The sequence below is a fragment of the Sphingopyxis sp. QXT-31 genome, from assembly GCF_001984035.1.
Lineage (GTDB): Bacteria > Pseudomonadota > Alphaproteobacteria > Sphingomonadales > Sphingomonadaceae > Sphingopyxis.
Map to the genome: position 1 here is coordinate 1,822,533 of NZ_CP019449.1, position 16,819 is coordinate 1,839,351.

Here is a 16,819-nt window from a genome sequence, read left to right on the forward strand (position 1 = left end):
GCCTAGCAGCAAAGCCCGCGTCTGTCATGAGTCGACCGCGAGCCCCGCGCGCATCCATTCAGGCGCGCGGGCCGGGTCGATCGTCTCGACGCGGCGATGCTCGACCGACAGGCCGAGGTCGGGATAGGCGATCAGCTGGCGTTTTTCGTCGGCCTCGGCCAGCGGCACGACGACGAGCCGGCGGTTAACCTTTTGCCGCCAGTTCATCCGCGCGGTATTTTCCTGCCCGACGTAACAGCCCTTGGTAAAGCTGACGCCGCTCAATTCAGCAGCGTTGCATTCGAGCCACAAGGTCGCGCCGTCGCCGAGTTCGGCGCGGCCTTCGGTCACCCCGAGCGCCAGCCGGTGCGCGCGCCATGCCGCGTCGGCGCCTTCGCCCGCGTCGGCGGGCGCGAGCCAGCGCTGGCCGAGTTCCGGCAGGCGCGGGTCGACGACGCCAAGGTCGCCCTCACGCGCCCAGTGCACTGCGAGCGTCTCCTCGGGCGAGATTATGATGGCACGGCGCAGGCGATAGAGCGTGAGCCGCTTGGTCAGGTCGGCCGCGGCCGTGCGCTCGCAGTCGATGAGGACATCGTCGCCGTCGCCCCAGATCAGGAAGTCGAACAAGGCCTTGCCCTGCGCGGTGAGCAGCGCCGCCCAGACGGGCAGGTTGCCCGTGGTATCGTTGGTGACGAGCCCCTGCAGGAAGCCGCGGACGTCGTCGCCCGACAGGCGGATCAGCGCGCGGTCGTGAAGGGTTGTGTTGGGCATGCACCGACAATAGGGAGCGCGTGAACCAACTTAAAGCCCCTCCCCTTCGCGAGAGGCGGAGATTGTTATGACCGACCGCCTGACCATCCGCCGCCCCGACGACTGGCACGTCCACCTGCGCGACGGCGCGATGCTCGATCATGTGGCGAAATATACCGCGGCGCAGTTCGCGCGCGCGATCATCATGCCCAATCTGTCGCCGCCGGTGACCACTGCTGAGGAAGGTGCCGCCTATCGCGACCGCATCCGCGCCGCAGTGCCGGGCATGGATTTCACGCCGCTGATCGTCGCTTACCTGACCGATGCGAGCGACCCTGACCAGATGGCGCGCGGGCACAGCGAAGGCGTGTTCACCGCGGCGAAGCTCTATCCCGCGCACGCCACCACCGGCAGCGCGCACGGCGTCACCGACATCGCCAAGATCATGCCGGTGTTCGAGCGGATGGCCGAGATCGGAATGCCGCTGCTGATCCACGGCGAGGTCACCGACCATGACGTCGACATCTTCGACCGCGAGGAGGTGTTCATCGAACGCACGCTGAAGGGGCTGGTGCACGACCTGCCCGAATTGAAGATCGTGTTCGAGCACATCACGACCTCGGAAGCAGTCGATTTCGTCAAGGCGGCGCCCGCCAATGTCGCGGCGACGATCACTCCGCAGCATCTGCACATCAACCGCAACGCCATGCTCGTCGGCGGCATCCGGCCGCACGCCTATTGCCTGCCCGTCGCGAAGCGCGAGCAGCATCGGCTCGCGGTGCGCGCGGCGGCGGTGTCGGGCTCGCCCAAATTCTTCCTCGGCACCGACAGCGCCCCGCACGCGGCGCACACCAAGGAAGCCGCCTGCGGCTGCGCCGGCATCTTCAACGCGCCCTATGCGCTGGAGAGCTATATCGCGGTGTTCGACGAGGAAGGCGCGCTCGACAAGTTCGAGGGTTTCGCGAGCGAGCATGGCCCGAACTTCTACGGCCTGCCGCTAAACGGTGGCACAGTGACGCTGGAGCGCGGCGAGACGGTCGTCCCCGAGCGGTGCGGCGAAGTCGTGCCTTTCCATGCGGGCGAGACGCTGGGCTGGCGGCTGGTCTAAGCCGCAGGCATCATCCGCTCGGCGCGCATCTTGCGCCACATGTCGAAGCTGAACACCGCGATGCTGATCCAGATCAGCAGGAAGCAGGCGAGCTGTGCGGGCTTGAGCGGTTCGTCGAAGACGAAGAGGCTCAAGAGGAACGCGATGCTGGGCGCCAGATACTGGACGAAGCCGAGCGCGGCGTAGCTCATCTTGCGCGCCGCGGTCGCGAAGAGCAGCAGCGGCACTGCAGTGACCACGCCGCCCGCCGCGAGCAGCCAGCTGATCTCCGCGCCCGAACCGAAACCGCGCCCGTCGCCGAGCCAGATATAATAGACCGCCGCCGCCAGCGAGAGCGGCAGCAGCAGGGTCGTCTCGATCGCGAGCCCCGGCAGCGAGCCGACCGGCGCGACCTTGCGGATCAGGCCATAGGTGCCGAAGGTGAAGGCCAGCGTCAGGCTGATCCACAAAGTGTCGAGCGCGCCCGCGAGCAGGATCGCGACCCCGACCCCGGCGATCGCCACCGCCGCCGCCTGCAGCCGGCTCAATCTTTCGCCGAGGAAGATCATGCCAAGCATGACGTTGACCAGCGGGTTGAGATAATAGCCGAGGCTGGCCGCGAGCACATGGTCGGTGAAGATCGCGAAGATATAGACCAGCCAGTTGACCGCGATCAGCACCGAACTCGCGAGCAGAAGCCGCAGCGCGCGCCAGTCCTTCAGCGCGGCGAGATATTCGCCGATCTGGCGGCGGAACGCCATGATGAGGAAGCAGAGCGGCAGCGACCATACGATGCGCTGCGCCAGCACTTCGACCGGCGGCACGGTCGTGAGCAATTTGAAGAAGAGCGGGACGAAACCCCAGATCGCATAGGCGCCGAGCGCGTAGGGCAAGCCGCCCTGATCGCTCCCCGCGGGGGCCGGTGCTTGGGCCATGGTCGAAGCCGCTGCTTAGGTCAGATGATACCGCCGCCGAGCATCAGGCGGATGACGCCGATGACGATGACGACGATATTCAGGTTCCGCCCGCTCGTGCGGTCCGACATCGCGCCGAGCGCGAGGCCGACGACCGCGAAGGGGATGATCACCCAATTCGCCCAGCCGAGGAAGGGGATGAAGGCGAAAACCGCGAGAATGAGCGCGATGACGCCGATGACGAGCGAACCGATGTTGAGCATTTGCCAAGTGTCGCACGGCGCCCCGCGTCCCGCAAGTGGGCTGTTTTCCGACACTCGGTTCATCGACGATATCGCTCGCTTCGTCTTGTTGCCGGGCGTTCATGCAACGCCCGCCGCGATCGGCTCGTTTTCCCACCGTAGCGCCCGATGCCACCGTGCGGGGTCGGGACGCCGAACCAGGAAAGGACATTATAATGCGTATCATGACCAAGGGCCTGCTGGGCGCCTTCGCCGCGATCGCCGTCACTGCGACCGCTCCCGCCTATGCCGGCATCACCACCGCGCCGACCAAGAGCGAGGGCTTTTACAAGCTCGAGCAGGAAAGCGGCTTCCACAAGAAGAACAAGCGCCACCGCCATTATGCCGACCAGCGCGTCAATTCGAACACCCGCATCTGGCGCGGCGACGATGGCCGCTACCGCTGCAAGAAGGACAATGGCACCACCGGTCTGTTGATCGGCGGCGCGGTCGGCGGGCTTGCCGGTCACGAGATTGCGGGCAACGGCGACAAGCTGCTCGGCACCGTGCTCGGCGCCGCCGGCGGCGCACTGCTGGGCCGCGAGATCGACCGCGACAAATATCGCTGCCGCTAAGCGGTTGGGTTACCGTTACGGGTGCGGGTCCGAGACCCCTCCGCCCGCATACGTGATGGAGAGGGCGCCGGTCGCAAGGCCGGCGCCCTCGACTGTTATGGGGGAGAGTTTCTCGGGCGTTGGCGGGGGAAAGCCGCCTCATAAATTCCGTTTGTGTCGAGCGAAGTCGAGACACGTGGAGGCACGCGCTCCCAATTGGTGTCTCGACTTCGCTCGACACAAACGGAAATAGAGAATTGGATGCAAAACCAACCTCAAAGAATCTCGTAGACCTTTTCCATCGGCCTACACAGCCGCACGCCCTTATCCGTCTCGACGAAGGGCCGTTCGACATAGGCGGGATTCGCCGCCATCGCGGCGATAATCGCGTCCTCGTTCCACTCGGTCACGCCGCGCTCCTGCGCATCGGTGCCGCGCAGGCGGAGCGCGTCGCGGGCGCTGAGATTCGCGGCCTCGAACAGCTGGCGCAGCTTGTCCGCCTCGTACGGCTGCTTCAGATATTCGACGACGGTCAGCTCGACGCCGGGAGTTTCCTGCAGCACGGCGAGCGTCTTGCGCGAGGTGCCGCAGGCGGGGTTGTGCCAGATGGTTGCTTTCATGCCGCCGCCCTATCGCTGCAAAGGTTGCCGTGTAAACCCGCCGTTCATGGCGATTATGCCACAGTTCGCGGTATGACGAACGCATTGCGGCTTGCCTTTGCAAGCGAAGCTGCGGCTAATAGCCCCATGAGGGATCGCCAGAGGCGGCAGACGGGGTTGGGTTGCAAGTGAACAAGTTGATCGATCGACGATCGATGCTGGGTGCGGTGGCCGCCGGTGCGGGAGCCTTGGCCGCGATGCCGCTGCGCGCGCAGTCGCTGCCGGGCTGGAGTGAGCAGCCGGCACCTTTCGTCCCGCCGCCGGTCGACTATGTCGCCGTCGCCAAGGCGCAATTGGGACTGCAAGGCCGCAATATCACGCAGACCGACCGCGTCGGCATCGTCGATTTCGGCCTGCCCTCGTCGCGCCCGCGCTTTGCGCTGGTCGACATGGTCGCGGGCAAGGTCGACATGTTTCCGGTGACGCACGGCCGAGGGTCCGACCCGCAGCACGACGGCTGGCTCAAGAGCTTTTCGAACCGCGTCGGCAGCCTGGCGAGTTCGCGCGGGGCCTATCGTACGAGCGACTATTATTGGGGCGCCAACGGATCGTCGATGCGTCTCGCGGGGCTGGAGCCCGACAATTACAACGCCGACGCGCGCGCGATCGTCGTGCACGGCGCCTGGTACGCCGAGCCGTCGCTGATCGCGACGCAGGGCAAGCTTGGGCGGAGCGAGGGCTGCTTCGTCTTCGGCGAGGAATTGCTGCCGCTGATCCTCTACAAGCTAGGGCCGGGGCGGCTGCTCTTTGCCGATAAGCTCAGCCTGCCTCCGCCGGCGCCGGTACCGTTCGAGCTGCCCGGCACGCCCGCGCCGGGGACCGAGAATATGGTGCGCACGGGTGCGCAGCAGGGTGTGTTTCCGAAGACGGCGGATTGAGCCGCCTTCCCCCTTGATGGGGGAAGGATACGAAGCCTTGCGCCGTTGGCGCTAGGCGGAGTTGGATGGGGGTGATGGTACGTCATCGCGCCGCCCGCTTAAGGTCGAGAGCGCACCCCCACCGCTGCGACTAACGAGCAAGCTCGTAAGTCTCGCTGCCTCCCCCCTTGAGGGGAGGGGATACGGCTCAATTCCCGACGCTGACCCAGTCCGCCTTGCTCGCCACCGTCGGCACCACCGGCGGCGCGATCATCGTCGCGGCGGGGCGGCCGGGCTTGGCAAAGCTGGCGATCACCGGCGCGTCGCGGCCATAGATGTCGGCGAGCTTCTTCACCCCGCCCTTCTCGCCGGGTATCGCCGTCCAATAGGCGATATAAACGGGGAACGGCTTTTCGAAGCCGAAGCGCGTCGTCTCGCCGCTGGCGATCGCCTCGCCGAATTCCTCGGGGGTCTTACCCGCGAACCACACGGTCATCAGCCCGGAGAATTTCAGCGCCTTTTCGGTGCGGATGCAGCCGTGGCTGAACGCGCGGGTCGCAGAGGCGAAGGCGCCCTGCGACGGCGTGTCGTGCAGGTAGATGGCGTGCGGATTGAGCATTTCGAGCTTCATCACGCCGAGCGCATTGTTCGCGCCGGCCTTTTGAACCACCGACAGCGTCTTGCCGCTTCCCGTCCAGGTATAGCCCTGCGCGCGTGCGGCGGCGGGATTGCGCGCGATCGTCGCGCCGATTCCCTCGTTGATGATGCTGCGCGGCAGCGTCCACGTCGGGTTGACGATGACGCCGGTCGCCATCGGGTTGAGCTGCGGCGTCGCGGTCGACGGCTTGCCGACCACCGCCTTGTGCTCGCCGATCTTGACGCCATCATAGATGACGCGGGTCTGATATTCGGGGACGTTGGTGACGATATAGGTTGGGCCCAGGTCGCGCGGCATCCAGCGCCAGCGCTCCATGTTGACGCGGATCGCATTGGCGTCGGCGGTGGTCTTGGCGTTCGCAAGCGCGGCCTTCAGCGCCGCGAAATTGGCGTGCGTCGGCTCGAACCCCGCCAGCGTCTCGGGGATCGTCCCCGCGACCAGCGCCGCAGTCAGCATCGAGACGAGCGGCATGCTGTCGGCGTCGCTGTCGGTCATGAACCACTGTTTGCGCGCCGCGTTCGGCGTGCGCCCGTCGCGCAGGTGCGTTGCAAGCAGCAGGAAGCTGTCGGTCGCGACGCGGTCGAGATGCGCCTGGTCGTCGCCGATGATCGCCGCGGCGAGCCCCTCGGGATTATAATCCTTGGCGAACAGCCCCTCGGCGCCGGCGCTTTCGATCGCGCGGAGCAGCGCCTCGGCATTGGCTTTGGACCAGCTCGGTAGATTGGCCTCGGCGGCGCTTTCGATCTCGGGCGCGTCGTCGACGACCTTGTCGGGCTGGAGAACGACCGAGTCTTCCTTGACGTTGGTCTGGGCGAGCGCGGGGGAAGCCGCGAGCGCGAGCGGCAGGATCAGCGGGGCGGCGATGGGGGAGATTTTGACCATAGGCCAAGCGCTATAGTCAAAAATCCGCGGTAGTTAAAGTGATGCGGCGCACAACTCGTCGCTAGTAGCGAAGAACCGTGCGCCGCCGTCGAACGATCAGGCCGAAGCTTCCTCGTCCTGCCGCGCCAGCCATTCCTCGAGCCACTTGATCGTATAATCGCCGTTGATCACATCGGGATCGGCGAGCAGCGCCTGATGCAGCGGGATGTTGGTCTTGACCCCGCTCACCACCATTTCCTCGAGCGCGCGGCGCATGCGCATCATGCAGCTTTCGCGGCTGCGGCCATAGACGATCAGCTTGCCGATCATGCTGTCGTAATAGGGCGGGATCGAATAGCCGGCGTAGAGCCCGCTATCGACGCGCACATGCATGCCGCCCGCCGGATGATATTGCGTGACCTTGCCCGGCGAGGGCAGGAAGGTGCGCGGATCCTCGGCATTGATGCGGCATTCCATCGCATGGCCGCGGAATTCGAGATCCTCTTGCCGTACCGACAGGTCGCGGCCGTCGGCAATGCGGATCTGTTCGCGGACGAGGTCGAAGCCGGTGATCATCTCGGTCACCGGATGCTCGACCTGGATGCGCGTGTTCATCTCGATGAAGAAGAATTCGCCCGCTTCCCACAGGAACTCGATCGTGCCCGCGCCGCGATAATGCATCTTGGCCATCGCGTCGGCGCACACCTTGCCCATGCGCGCGCGTTCCTCGGCCGAGATGACCGGCGACGGGGCTTCCTCGAGCACCTTCTGGTGCCGCCGCTGGAGCGAGCAGTCGCGCTCGCCGAGATGGATGGCATTGCCCCGCCCGTCGCCGAACACCTGGAATTCGATGTGGCGCGGATTGCCGAGATATTTTTCCATATAGACGGTCGGGTCGCCGAATGCCGCGGCGGCCTCGCTTGAGGCCTGCCCCATCAGGCTTTCGAGGCTGTCTTCGTCGGGCACGACCTTCATGCCGCGCCCGCCGCCGCCCGACGCCGCCTTTATCAGCACCGGATAGCCGATCGCCTCGGCGAGCCTCTTGGTTTCTTCGCTGAACGTCACCGCGCCGGGCGAGCCGGGAACGACCGGCAGGCCCAATGCCACCGCGGTCCGCTTTGCCTCGACCTTGTCGCCCATGGTGCGGATATGCTCGGGCTTGGGTCCGACGAAGCAGATATTATGCGCCTCGATGATCTCGGCGAAACGCGCATTTTCCGACAGGAAGCCATAGCCCGGATGAATCGCGTCGGCGCCCGTCACCTCGGCGGCCGAGATGATCGCGGGGATATTGAGATAGCTGTCCTTCGCCGCGGGCGGGCCGATGCACACCGCCTGATCGGCCAGGCGGACGTGCATCGCGTCGGCATCGGCGGTCGAGTGGACCGCGACGGTCTTGATGCCCATCTCGTGGCACGCGCGGTGGATGCGCAGCGCGATCTCGCCGCGGTTAGCGATCAGAAGCTTTTCGATGCTCATGCGAGCCTCAGGCGATGGTGAACAGCGGCTGGTCATATTCGACCGGCTGGCTGTTCTCGACGTGCACGGCCTTCAGCGTGCCCGCCGCGGGCGCGGTGATCGGGTTCATCACCTTCATCGCCTCGATGATCAGGATCGTGTCGCCGGCCTTTACCGCCGAGCCGATGCTCGCGAAATTGGCGGCGCCGGGTTCGGGCGACAGATAGACGGTGCCAACCATCGGCGATTTCACCGCGTCGGCGAAACTGTCGGCGGCGGGCGCGGCCGGAGCGGCGGCGGGCGCAGCCGGAACAGGTGCGGCGGGCGCCGCGGCGACCGGCGCGGGGGCATAGGCGACCGGTGCCGCGGCGGCGGCGGGTACCTTGCGCGCGACGCGCACCTTGCGGTCGCCGTCTTCGACTTCGATCTCGGTGAGGCTGGTGTCGTCGAGCAGCTCGGCGAGCGCACGCACATAGGCCGGATCGATATTGATGCCATCGTCTTTATGGTCACCCATGATATATTTCCTGTTGCTACGGCGCTCGTATATCGGCGCGTTGACCCCTGTTTTCGATGCCGCCTCTTGTCAGAGAGACGCGGCGGCGTCCAGCGCCAGCGTATAGCTCTCTGCGCCGTGCCCCGCGAAATGCGCTACGGCCACCATGCCTATATAGCTGATATGGCGAAAGGATTCGCGCTTCATCGGGTCGGACAGATGGACCTCGATCACCGGCACCTTGATCGATTTGATCGCGTCGTGGAGCGCAACCGAGGTGTGCGTATAGCCCCCGGCATTGAGCAAAACCGCCTTCGCGCCCGCGACATAGGCCTCATGCAACCAGTCGATCAGCACGCCCTCATGGTTGGTCTGGCGGCACTCGAGCCTGAGGCCGAGCGCTTCGGCCTGCCCCTCGAGCCGCGCATGGATGTCGTTCAACGTATCATGCCCATAGATTTCGGGCTCGCGCGTGCCGAGCAGGTTGAGATTGGGGCCGGAGAGGACATAGACGGTTGGCTTGTCGGTCAATGCGCGGTCTTTCGGTTGCTAGGATAGGCGCTCCCCCTATATGGGCTGCTCGGCAAAAGGCAAAGCGAGGCGGACATCCCTTGATCTCGATCATCCTCAACGGCGACCCGCGGCAGGTGCGCGCAGGCAGCATCGCCGACCTGGTCGCGTCGCTGGGGCTGGACGTGAACAAGGTCGCGGTCGAGCGCAACCGCGCGATCGTGCCGCGCTCGACCCTCGCCGACGTCGCGCTCGCCGAGGGCGATGCGCTGGAAATCGTGCATTTCGTAGGAGGCGGTTGTTGACCGACAGTTGGAGCGTTGCCGGACGGACTTTCACCTCGCGGCTGATCGTCGGCACCGGCAAATATAAGGATTTCGAGCAGAATGCCGCCGCGGTTGACGCGTCGGGCGCCGAGATCGTCACCGTCGCGGTGCGCCGCGTCAATGTGTCGGATCCGAGCGCACCGATGCTGACCGACTTTATCGATCCCAAGAAGATCACCTATCTTCCCAACACCGCGGGCTGCTTCAACGCCGACGATGCGATCCGCACGCTGCGGCTGGCGCGCGAGGCGGGGGGCTGGGATTTGGTCAAGCTAGAGGTCCTCGGCGAGGCGAAGACGCTCTATCCGAACATGCGCGAGACGCTCGAGGCGACCGAGGTGCTTGCCAAGGAAGGCTTCCTGCCGATGGTCTATTGCGTCGATGACCCGATCGCCGCGAAACAGCTCGAAGATGCCGGTGCGGTCGCGATCATGCCCTTGGGCGCGCCGATCGGGTCGGGGCTCGGCATCCAGAACCGCGTCACGATCCGGCTGATCGTCGAGGGGGCCTCGGTGCCGGTGCTCGTCGATGCCGGCGTCGGCACCGCGAGCGACGCCGCGGTGGCGATGGAGCTCGGCTGCGACGGCGTGCTGATGAACACCGCGATCGCCGAGGCGAAGGACCCAGTGCTGATGGCGCGCGCGATGAAGCGAGCGGTCGAGGCCGGGCGCGACGCCTACCTCGCCGGCCGCATGGGGCTGCGCAAATATGCCGACCCGTCGAGCCCGCTCGCGGGGCTGATCTGACCGACGCGATACCCGCAGCCCTGGCGCGGCAATTGTCCGACCTCGTCGCGAGGCATCCTTCGATCGCATCGATCCTGCGCCGATGGGACGAGGTCGCACTGCCCGACGCCTGGCTCACGGGCAGCATCGTCGCGCAGGCGAGGTGGAACGAGCGCTTCGGCTTCGACCCGCATCACGGGATCGCCGACGCCGATATCGTCTATTTCGATGCCGGCGACCTGTCGGCCGAAGCCGAGGAGCGCACCGAGCAGCGGATCGCGGCGCTGTTTGCCGACCTGCCCGTTCGCGTCGACGTCAAGAACCAGGCGCGGGTGCATCTGTGGTACGCCGCCAAATTCGGCCATGGCATCGCGCCCTATAGCTCGGTGGCCGATGCGATCGGCACCTATCCCACGACCGCCTCGGCGATCGGATTGCGCCGGAGGACCGAACTCGAAGTCATCGCGCCTTTCGGGCTGGCCGATTTGCTGCGCCCAGTCGTGCGGGCCAATGCGGCGCAAATCACCGAAGCCTATTATGAAACGAAAACGGCGCGCTGGCGGCACCATTGGCCCGATCTCGAAATCCTGCCATGGAGCGAAGCGGCCCAGCGCCCCTAGCTCCTCCACCCGTCGATCAAGGCCTGCCCATGAAAATCGCAACCTGTCTCGCCGCCGCGCTTCTGTTTCTTCCCGCCGCCGCGACTGCCCAGCCGGTGTTCGACACCCATGTCCATCTGTGGGACGGCGAGAAGTCGCTTGGCGAATATCAGGCGCAGGTGAAGGCCGCGGGGCTCAGCACGAGCGGGCTTGGGGTGATGTGGTTCGGCGGGCCGAACCAGGCGCGCGAGGGCAATCCCGCCGATATCGCCGCGCGCAACGATGCGCTGATCGCGCTGGCGGCGAAGCACAAGGGCGTGGTGCCGATCGCGACGGTTCATCCCTATGACGGGCAGGCGGCGCTGGACGAACTGGCGCGCGTCGCGGGACGCGGGGTGCGGATGCTCAAGATCCATCCGCATACCCAGCGCTTCGACCCCGCCGACCCGCGCGTGCTGACGCTGGTCAAGCGCGCGGGCGAACTCGGCCTCATCGTCGTGATGGACAATGCCAACATCGTGCCGGGCGGCGACAGCGAGAAATTGTTCAACCTGGCGCTGGCGGCGCCGAAGACAAAGTTCGTCTTCGCGCATATGGGCGGGCTCAACTTCCGCTTCTGGAACATCCTCAAAATGGCGCGCACCGCCGAAGGGCTGTTCGGCGACAATATCTATTTCGACATTTCGGCGATGGTGACGCTCGCCGCCGACGCGCCGATCGAGGAAGAATTTATCTGGACGATGCGCAACGTCGGGATCGACCATGTCCTGCTCGCGTCGGACTATCCGCAATTCTCGTTGAAGCAGACTCTCGAAGCTTTCGAGCGGCTCGACCTGACGGCGGAGGAAAAAGCGAAGATTCGCTCCAGCAACGCCCGGGCGCTGCTGGCACCCTGAACTTAACTCAAGTTAAAAATGGCTTTGCGATGAACGGTTTGACCCGTTTTTCGGAACGTCACACCCTGTCGCGGGTTGATGCAGCAAGAGGCTCCTCCCCCCCTCTTGGGCCTCTTGCGAGAAAGGATATTTCCCCATGGGTGAACTGAAAGACAAAGCAAAAGGCATTGCGAACGAAGTCGCCGGCAACACCAAGCAGGCGATCGGCAAGGCGACCGACAACGAGCGGCTGCGCGCTGAAGGCGAGGCGCAGGAGCGCAAGGGCGAGGCCCAGAACCTGAAAGGCTCGGTCAAGGGCGCGCTCGGCGACAAGGTCTGACCCGACCCATTTCGACGAAGTCCGCTTCGTCACGCACGGAAAAGGCCCCGGATCGCTCCGGGGCCTTTTTCACGTGCGCAGCAGGGATGCAGGCTCAGCGGCCGCCCGAGGCCACCAGATCGACGTCGGTCATGCCGCCGTCGGTGCGCGCCATCACGACATAGGCGAGGTCGCCCTTAGTGCCGCCCAGCATATGCTCGCGGCCGTTGACCCGGTGGTCGCTCGAATAGCCTGCGCGTACCGCCATGGTGTGATAATAGTCGAGCACTGCCTGCAGCGACGCCGCGGTCTGGAAATTGACGACGCGGATGTTGCACTTGCCGCCCGCGATGCCCGCAGCCTCGCGCAGCGTTGCGCGCGGGTACACCTTGAACGCGGCGGGTAGGCGATCGGCCCAGGCGTTGTTGTAGGTGAACTTGGCGTCGCAGCTGCCCTTGGCCTGATCCTTGGCGAGCGCACCGATGGTGACCGGGCGCTTCGCGTCGCAGCCGTCGCAGCCGGCTTCGAAGGGCAGCGCCTTGGGCGCCGCGAGCAGCTTGCCCGCGCTCAGCGCCGCGGCAGCCTCGGCGGCGGTCGCCGCCTTGCCGCCTGCGACCGCGGGGACGCCGCCGGCGACCGGTTGGTTGCCCGGGGTCACCGCATTCTTGTTCGCCTGGCCCGCCAGCTTGGGGTCGACCATGATCTTGTCTTCGAGCGAGCCCTTGATCGCCGGATCGGCGTTGGTGAGCCCGTCGTCGAGCGGCGACAGTTCGGCCTTCGCATCGGGATTGTCCCGGCACCCCGCCAGCGGGGCCGTCGCCATCAGCAGGCCGGCGACCAGCCATTTACCGCGCAAGATCATCGCTAACACTCCCTTAACAGACCAAAGGGAATGCCCGATCCTGGTAAAGAAGGCGCGAATAAAGAGTCTTAATGGGTAACGCTTTGTTAGCCGAAAACTGTCTCGCCATGAGACGCATTCGGCGCGCAGCGAATGAGGCGCGAGGTTTCGACCGCGGCCTGACGGTGCTTCACTGCCTGCCGATAGACGGGGTCGGTGACCATTTCCATGAAGGCGCCGCTAGTCGGATATTCGGCGATGAACATCGCGTCCCAGCGCTCGCCGTCGGGGCCGATCAGCATCGCCTCCATGCTGCCGCGCCAGACGATCGCGCCGCCGACGCGCTGGAATATGGGGCCACTGTCGATGCCATAATGGCGATAGGCCTCGGCGCCCGAAAGCCCCTGCCCCGCGAGCGCGTGGCCCTCCTCGTACGTCGCCTTGTCCTTGAAGCGCACGAGGTTGAGCATGTGGATCTTCGTATCGCGCGGCAGCGCCTTGAAGGCATCGAACTGCGCGCGTTCGGGGTCGATATGGCTATCGCTACTCACAGCAGGAACTCCTTGCGCTTGATCCGCCACGCGTCGGCGCTCTGCGTCCAGGCGTCGACCGGCGCGTCCTGAAAGGGTTCGGGCAGCCGCGTCGGGCCGCTATTGGTCGCGCCGAGCCTTTTCGCCAGCGCCTGCGAGCGCGTGTTCGCGGGATCGATGCTGTGCATCAGCTCGGGCCATTTCAGGAATTCGACCGCGAAGTCGCACGCCGCGACCGCGCCCTCGAAGGCATAGCCCTTGCCGGCGAATTTCTCGCGCACGCCGTAACCGATCTCGGGCGCGGGCCAGCCGTCGGGCTCCCACGGGCCGAGCCGTCCGACCCATTCGCCGCTCGCGCGCTCGACCACCGAGAACATCGAAAAGCCGCGGATGTGCCAGGCCCCCGCGAGCGTGCACCACAGCCGCCACGCCGACGCGCGCGGCGCGGTGCCGCCGATGTAGCGCATCGTCTCTTCCTCGGCGCACATGTCGGCGAAGGCATCGAAATCCTCGGCCGCCGGGGGGCGAAGGATCAGTCGCTCGGTCACGAGCAGCGGGCCGTTGAGCATCTTGTCCTCCCCTATATGGGCGACGCTTCTGCGGCAGGACGTGGGACAGGGCAAGCGAAAGTGGGCGCGCCTACCCCGCCGCGATCCGCCCTCCCGCGATGCGGAAGCGGGTCACCGGCCCCGGCATGTCGCCAAACAGCGCCGCCTCGGTCCCGGTCAGCCACGCCTGCCCGCCCTGCCCCGCGAGGCGGGCGTAGAGCGCGGCGCGGCGCAGGGGGTCGAGGTGCGCGGCGACCTCGTCGAGCAGCAGGATCGGCCGCTGCCCGCGCAGCCGCGCGACGCAGTCGCTGTGCGCGAGGACGAGCGAGAGCAGCATTGCCTTCTGCTCGCCGGTCGAGCAGCGCGCGGCGCTGCGCCCGCTCGCGGCGTGGACGGCGGACAGGTCGTCGCGGTGCGGCCCCGCGGTCGCGCGGCCGGCGGCGGCGTCGATGCGGCGGCGCGCGGCGAAGAGCGCCTTCAACTCCCCGGCGATCCAGACCGTCTCGCGCGGCGCGCCGTCGGCGTCGACGAGGGTCAGCAGCGGGCGGGCGAAAGGCGCGTCGGGCTGCGCCGCGAGTTCGGCCGATAGCGCGGCGAGCGTCGCCTGCCGCGCCGCGTCCATCGCCGCGCCATGCTCGGCAAGCTGCGCCTCTAGGCTGGTCAGCCATTGCTGGTCGGCGCTGGCGAGATCGGCGAGCAGCTTGCCGCGCGCGCGCAGCGCCGCCTCGTAACGATTGCCGTGCTGCGCGTGGCGAGGGTCGAGCGCGAGCACCAGCCGGTCGAGGAAGCGCCGCCGGTTGCCCGCGGTCTCGACGAACAGCCGGTCCATCGCAGGGGTGAGCCACAATATCGCGAGCCAGTCGCCCAGCGCCGTCGCCGCCGCCGAGGCGCCGTTGATGCGCACGATGCGCCGTCCGGGGTGCGCGGGCTCGATCCCGGTGCCGAGCGCGACGGGCGCGAGGTCTTCGCCCGCCGTCACCTCGGCGAACACCGCGAAGCCCCCCGTCGCGCCGTCGCGCACCATGTCGGACAGCGCCGCGCGGCGCAGCCCGCGCCCCGGCGCGAGCAGCGAGATCGCCTCGAGGATATTGGTCTTGCCCGCGCCATTGTCGCCGTGCAGCGCGAGGAGCCCCGGCCCGGCGCCCATCTCCGCCGCAGCATGATTGCGAAAATCGGTGAGCGAGAGGCGCGCGATCGTCATCTGCGGCCTGCCCTAGGGGATTTGCCCGGACGAAGGAACGCAGAGTTTTCTGCGTCTGCCCTCCCCCGTCATTCCCGCCGTCACGGAGGTAACGGACAAAATTTAGCGCGACGCGGCTAACCCATGTTATAATTTTCCATTCATCGGGAATTAATCCCGATTTGGCGTACTTTTCCCGTTGAAACAAACTTTCGATTTCCAAAAATCCGCCAAAAACCGCGGCGAAGGCAAATTGGCACGCCTCCTGCATCACCATTGGCATCCACCGGATGGTCCGGTCGGAAGGTTACAGGAAGGACAAAATCATGGCTCACTTCAACGTTCACGCCGTCAAGAGCTACGCGCTCGCTGCTTTCGCTTCGGTCTATGCCTCGGTCATGCTGCTCGCGATCGTCGGCCAGAATGGTGCGCAGGTCGGTTCGCTGGTCATCTGACCGGCGGACCCCCACCACCCGCGAAACGCCGGCCCCACGGGCCGGGATGGAAAGGAAAGAAATGAAACAGGGTTTTCGCAAGAATCGTCGCGATGGCATGGTCTTCGGCGTCTGCGCCGGCATGGCCGACCGCTTCGGGATCGACGTCTTGTGGACGCGCGTCGGCTTTGTCGCGCTGACTTTGCTGGGCTTCGGCCTGCCGCTGCTGCTCTATATCACGGTCGCGATCCTCGCGCCCTAAGCAGCACCGGGCCGGGACGCCTTTCAGGCGCAGTAGCGCATCCGGCCCGCATATTCCCAAGATTGAAGGCCCGCCGGCCCAACCGGCGGGCCTTTTGCTTATGCGCCCTTCGGCAGCACGGTGAAGCTGTAGGGAATATACAGGAACACCTCATTCTCGCTCGCCTGGTTCCACACGAGATGGCGGTCGAGCCCGCTGACCGTCACACCGTAATCGGCACCGAAGGCGCTGCTGGTGCGGCGCGATTCCTCGGCGATCAGTTGCACCACCGGCCCGCGATACTGGTCGGGGTTGACGATGGTCAGCTGCATCGCGCCATTCTTCTCGACCAGCGACCGCCCGGTCGCGGGAACCGCCTTGATGAAGCCGTCGATCCGCCGCAGCGCGCTGTCGGCGGGTCCCGCGAGCTTGGTCTTGACCACCACCGCGACCTCGCTGGTGTCCGACCGGCGCCCCATGCGCAGCGGCAGCTCGCGATAATTGGCGAGCGTCACCGGGGTCAGCTCGAAACTGCCGGTGACCAGTTCGACCCCTGCGGCGTCGGCGCGGCGGATCGCCGCCTCCAGCATCGCGTGAATTTCCTGCCGCCGCACATTGGCATCGCGCGAATCCGACGTGACCAATATGTCCTGGATCGCACCGTCGGCGAGCCGCCGCAGGCCGATGACGGGCACGCTTTCCTTGAAATAGCCGTCGCCCGACCCGCGCGTCGACGACACGCGGACCTCGCCGCGGATATTGCTGCTGTCCTGCGCCACCGCGCCGCCGGCGGTCACCGCGAGCAGCAAGGTCGCGGACATCGCCCACGTCTTTCCGATTTTCATATATCCACCTCGCAACAAAAGAGTTGCGACCCGGAAATGGGATATCAGCGGGCGCCCTGCCCGGGGATGAACGACGATCTATGTCGGACAGCTTTAACCTTCGCGCGCGCGCCTGTGGTCATGTCCGCAATGGCCGCAGCTCTTGCGCGGCCATGGCGTCGACCAAGCCAGAATCCCCTTACGATTGAGGAAGGGCGAAAGTCCGCAATCCGGACAGCGAAAAGCGACCATCATGGCGCCACCGTGGCTCAGCCAGAATATTGCACCGACAGCGAACCCGTTATTGCCAAGG

General features: G+C 66.1%; 23 protein-coding genes. 10 read left to right on the top strand and 13 right to left on the bottom strand.

Annotated features, from left to right (window positions below; translation table 11 throughout):
- Positions 1 to 24 precede the first annotated feature (24 nt).
- The gene (gene ygfZ / locus BWQ93_RS08800) at positions 25 to 750 is read right to left on the bottom strand and encodes a CAF17-like 4Fe-4S cluster assembly/insertion protein YgfZ (RefSeq protein WP_077030216.1); all 726 of its coding nucleotides are present in this window, start codon (positions 748 to 750) and stop codon (positions 25 to 27) included.
- Positions 751 to 817: 67 nt separating this feature from the next.
- Between ygfZ and pyrC the strand changes: the two genes are divergently transcribed.
- A complete protein-coding gene (pyrC, locus tag BWQ93_RS08805; RefSeq protein ID WP_077030217.1) occupies positions 818 to 1,837 on the top strand; it encodes a dihydroorotase in 1,020 nt (339 codons plus the stop codon).
- On the opposite strand, the gene rarD is transcribed toward pyrC, so the two are convergent.
- Positions 1,834 to 2,751: an EamA family transporter RarD gene (gene rarD / locus BWQ93_RS08810; RefSeq protein ID WP_077030218.1), complete on the bottom strand. Its 918-nt coding sequence runs from the start codon at positions 2,749 to 2,751 to the stop codon at positions 1,834 to 1,836. The genes pyrC and rarD overlap by 4 nt on opposite strands.
- Before the next feature lie 20 nt (positions 2,752 to 2,771).
- Positions 2,772 to 2,993, bottom strand: coding sequence for a hypothetical protein (locus BWQ93_RS08815; protein ID WP_077030219.1), 222 nt, complete (start codon positions 2,991 to 2,993; stop codon positions 2,772 to 2,774).
- Between the two features lie 194 nt (positions 2,994 to 3,187).
- On the opposite strand from BWQ93_RS08815, the gene BWQ93_RS08820 reads away from it, so the two are divergent.
- Positions 3,188 to 3,586, top strand: coding sequence for a glycine zipper 2TM domain-containing protein (locus BWQ93_RS08820; protein ID WP_077030220.1), 399 nt, complete (start codon positions 3,188 to 3,190; stop codon positions 3,584 to 3,586).
- Positions 3,587 to 3,840: 254 nt separating this feature from the next.
- On the opposite strand, the gene BWQ93_RS08825 is transcribed toward BWQ93_RS08820, so the two are convergent.
- The gene (locus tag BWQ93_RS08825) at positions 3,841 to 4,185 is read right to left on the bottom strand and encodes an arsenate reductase family protein (protein ID WP_077030221.1); all 345 of its coding nucleotides are present in this window, start codon (positions 4,183 to 4,185) and stop codon (positions 3,841 to 3,843) included.
- Positions 4,186 to 4,352: 167 nt separating this feature from the next.
- On the opposite strand from BWQ93_RS08825, the gene BWQ93_RS08830 reads away from it, so the two are divergent.
- Positions 4,353 to 5,102 carry a murein L,D-transpeptidase catalytic domain family protein gene (locus BWQ93_RS08830; protein WP_232314774.1) on the top strand — a complete coding sequence of 250 codons (750 nt, stop codon included), beginning with the start codon at positions 4,353 to 4,355 and terminating at the stop codon, positions 5,100 to 5,102.
- A gap of 187 nt (positions 5,103 to 5,289) precedes the next feature.
- On the opposite strand, the gene BWQ93_RS08835 is transcribed toward BWQ93_RS08830, so the two are convergent.
- The 4 genes from BWQ93_RS08835 to BWQ93_RS08850 all read right to left on the bottom strand — a co-directional run bounded on the left by BWQ93_RS08835 (position 5,290) and on the right by BWQ93_RS08850 (position 9,085).
- Positions 5,290 to 6,621: a L,D-transpeptidase family protein gene (locus tag BWQ93_RS08835; RefSeq protein ID WP_077030223.1), complete on the bottom strand. Its 1,332-nt coding sequence runs from the start codon at positions 6,619 to 6,621 to the stop codon at positions 5,290 to 5,292.
- Between the two features lie 96 nt (positions 6,622 to 6,717).
- Positions 6,718 to 8,079 (bottom strand): acetyl-CoA carboxylase biotin carboxylase subunit, encoded by a 1,362-nt coding sequence (gene accC, locus BWQ93_RS08840; protein WP_077030224.1) that lies wholly within the window; start codon positions 8,077 to 8,079, stop codon positions 6,718 to 6,720.
- Between the two features lie 7 nt (positions 8,080 to 8,086).
- A complete protein-coding gene (accB, locus tag BWQ93_RS08845; protein ID WP_077030225.1) occupies positions 8,087 to 8,575 on the bottom strand; it encodes an acetyl-CoA carboxylase biotin carboxyl carrier protein in 489 nt (162 codons plus the stop codon).
- 69 nt (positions 8,576 to 8,644) lie between these two features.
- Complete coding sequence (locus tag BWQ93_RS08850; protein WP_077030226.1) at positions 8,645 to 9,085, bottom strand: type II 3-dehydroquinate dehydratase; 441 nt, start codon at positions 9,083 to 9,085, stop codon at positions 8,645 to 8,647.
- 80 nt (positions 9,086 to 9,165) lie between these two features.
- Between BWQ93_RS08850 and thiS the strand changes: the two genes are divergently transcribed.
- From thiS to BWQ93_RS08875, 5 genes are all read left to right on the top strand, one after another.
- Positions 9,166 to 9,369 carry a sulfur carrier protein ThiS gene (gene thiS / locus BWQ93_RS21460; RefSeq protein ID WP_077030227.1) on the top strand — a complete coding sequence of 68 codons (204 nt, stop codon included), beginning with the start codon at positions 9,166 to 9,168 and terminating at the stop codon, positions 9,367 to 9,369.
- Entirely contained in the window at positions 9,366 to 10,136 is a 771-nt protein-coding gene (locus tag BWQ93_RS08860) for a bifunctional sulfur carrier protein/thiazole synthase protein (RefSeq protein WP_077030228.1), read from the top strand. The genes thiS and BWQ93_RS08860 overlap by 4 nt, the downstream gene beginning before the upstream one ends.
- A 32-nt stretch (positions 10,137 to 10,168) precedes the next feature.
- A complete protein-coding gene (locus tag BWQ93_RS08865) occupies positions 10,169 to 10,735 on the top strand; it encodes a nucleotidyltransferase family protein (RefSeq protein ID WP_232314775.1) in 567 nt (188 codons plus the stop codon).
- A 29-nt stretch (positions 10,736 to 10,764) separates the two neighbouring features.
- Entirely contained in the window at positions 10,765 to 11,610 is an 846-nt protein-coding gene (locus BWQ93_RS08870; RefSeq protein WP_077030230.1) for an amidohydrolase family protein, read from the top strand.
- Between the two features lie 136 nt (positions 11,611 to 11,746).
- The gene (locus tag BWQ93_RS08875; RefSeq protein WP_077030231.1) at positions 11,747 to 11,929 is read left to right on the top strand and encodes a CsbD family protein; all 183 of its coding nucleotides are present in this window, start codon (positions 11,747 to 11,749) and stop codon (positions 11,927 to 11,929) included.
- Between the two features lie 94 nt (positions 11,930 to 12,023).
- Here BWQ93_RS08875 and BWQ93_RS08880 read toward each other — a convergent pair whose 3' ends face one another.
- The 4 genes from BWQ93_RS08880 to recF all read right to left on the bottom strand — a co-directional run bounded on the left by BWQ93_RS08880 (position 12,024) and on the right by recF (position 15,028).
- Positions 12,024 to 12,770 (bottom strand): hypothetical protein, encoded by a 747-nt coding sequence (locus BWQ93_RS08880; protein ID WP_083720763.1) that lies wholly within the window; start codon positions 12,768 to 12,770, stop codon positions 12,024 to 12,026.
- An 86-nt stretch (positions 12,771 to 12,856) separates the two neighbouring features.
- Positions 12,857 to 13,300: a DUF1330 domain-containing protein gene (locus BWQ93_RS08885; protein ID WP_077030232.1), complete on the bottom strand. Its 444-nt coding sequence runs from the start codon at positions 13,298 to 13,300 to the stop codon at positions 12,857 to 12,859.
- The gene (locus tag BWQ93_RS08890) at positions 13,297 to 13,848 is read right to left on the bottom strand and encodes a GNAT family N-acetyltransferase (protein WP_077030233.1); all 552 of its coding nucleotides are present in this window, start codon (positions 13,846 to 13,848) and stop codon (positions 13,297 to 13,299) included. Before BWQ93_RS08890 ends, BWQ93_RS08885 begins: the two co-directional genes overlap by 4 nt.
- A gap of 70 nt (positions 13,849 to 13,918) precedes the next feature.
- A complete protein-coding gene (recF, locus tag BWQ93_RS08895) occupies positions 13,919 to 15,028 on the bottom strand; it encodes a DNA replication/repair protein RecF (RefSeq protein WP_077030234.1) in 1,110 nt (369 codons plus the stop codon).
- 305 nt (positions 15,029 to 15,333) lie between these two features.
- Between recF and BWQ93_RS21370 the strand changes: the two genes are divergently transcribed.
- Positions 15,334 to 15,462: a hypothetical protein gene (locus BWQ93_RS21370; protein WP_257787762.1), complete on the top strand. Its 129-nt coding sequence runs from the start codon at positions 15,334 to 15,336 to the stop codon at positions 15,460 to 15,462.
- A 61-nt stretch (positions 15,463 to 15,523) separates the two neighbouring features.
- A complete protein-coding gene (locus BWQ93_RS08900; protein WP_077030235.1) occupies positions 15,524 to 15,703 on the top strand; it encodes a PspC domain-containing protein in 180 nt (59 codons plus the stop codon).
- Positions 15,704 to 15,801: 98 nt separating this feature from the next.
- On the opposite strand, the gene BWQ93_RS08905 is transcribed toward BWQ93_RS08900, so the two are convergent.
- Positions 15,802 to 16,527: a hypothetical protein gene (locus BWQ93_RS08905; RefSeq protein WP_077030236.1), complete on the bottom strand. Its 726-nt coding sequence runs from the start codon at positions 16,525 to 16,527 to the stop codon at positions 15,802 to 15,804.
- Between the last annotated feature and the right edge of the window lie 292 nt (positions 16,528 to 16,819).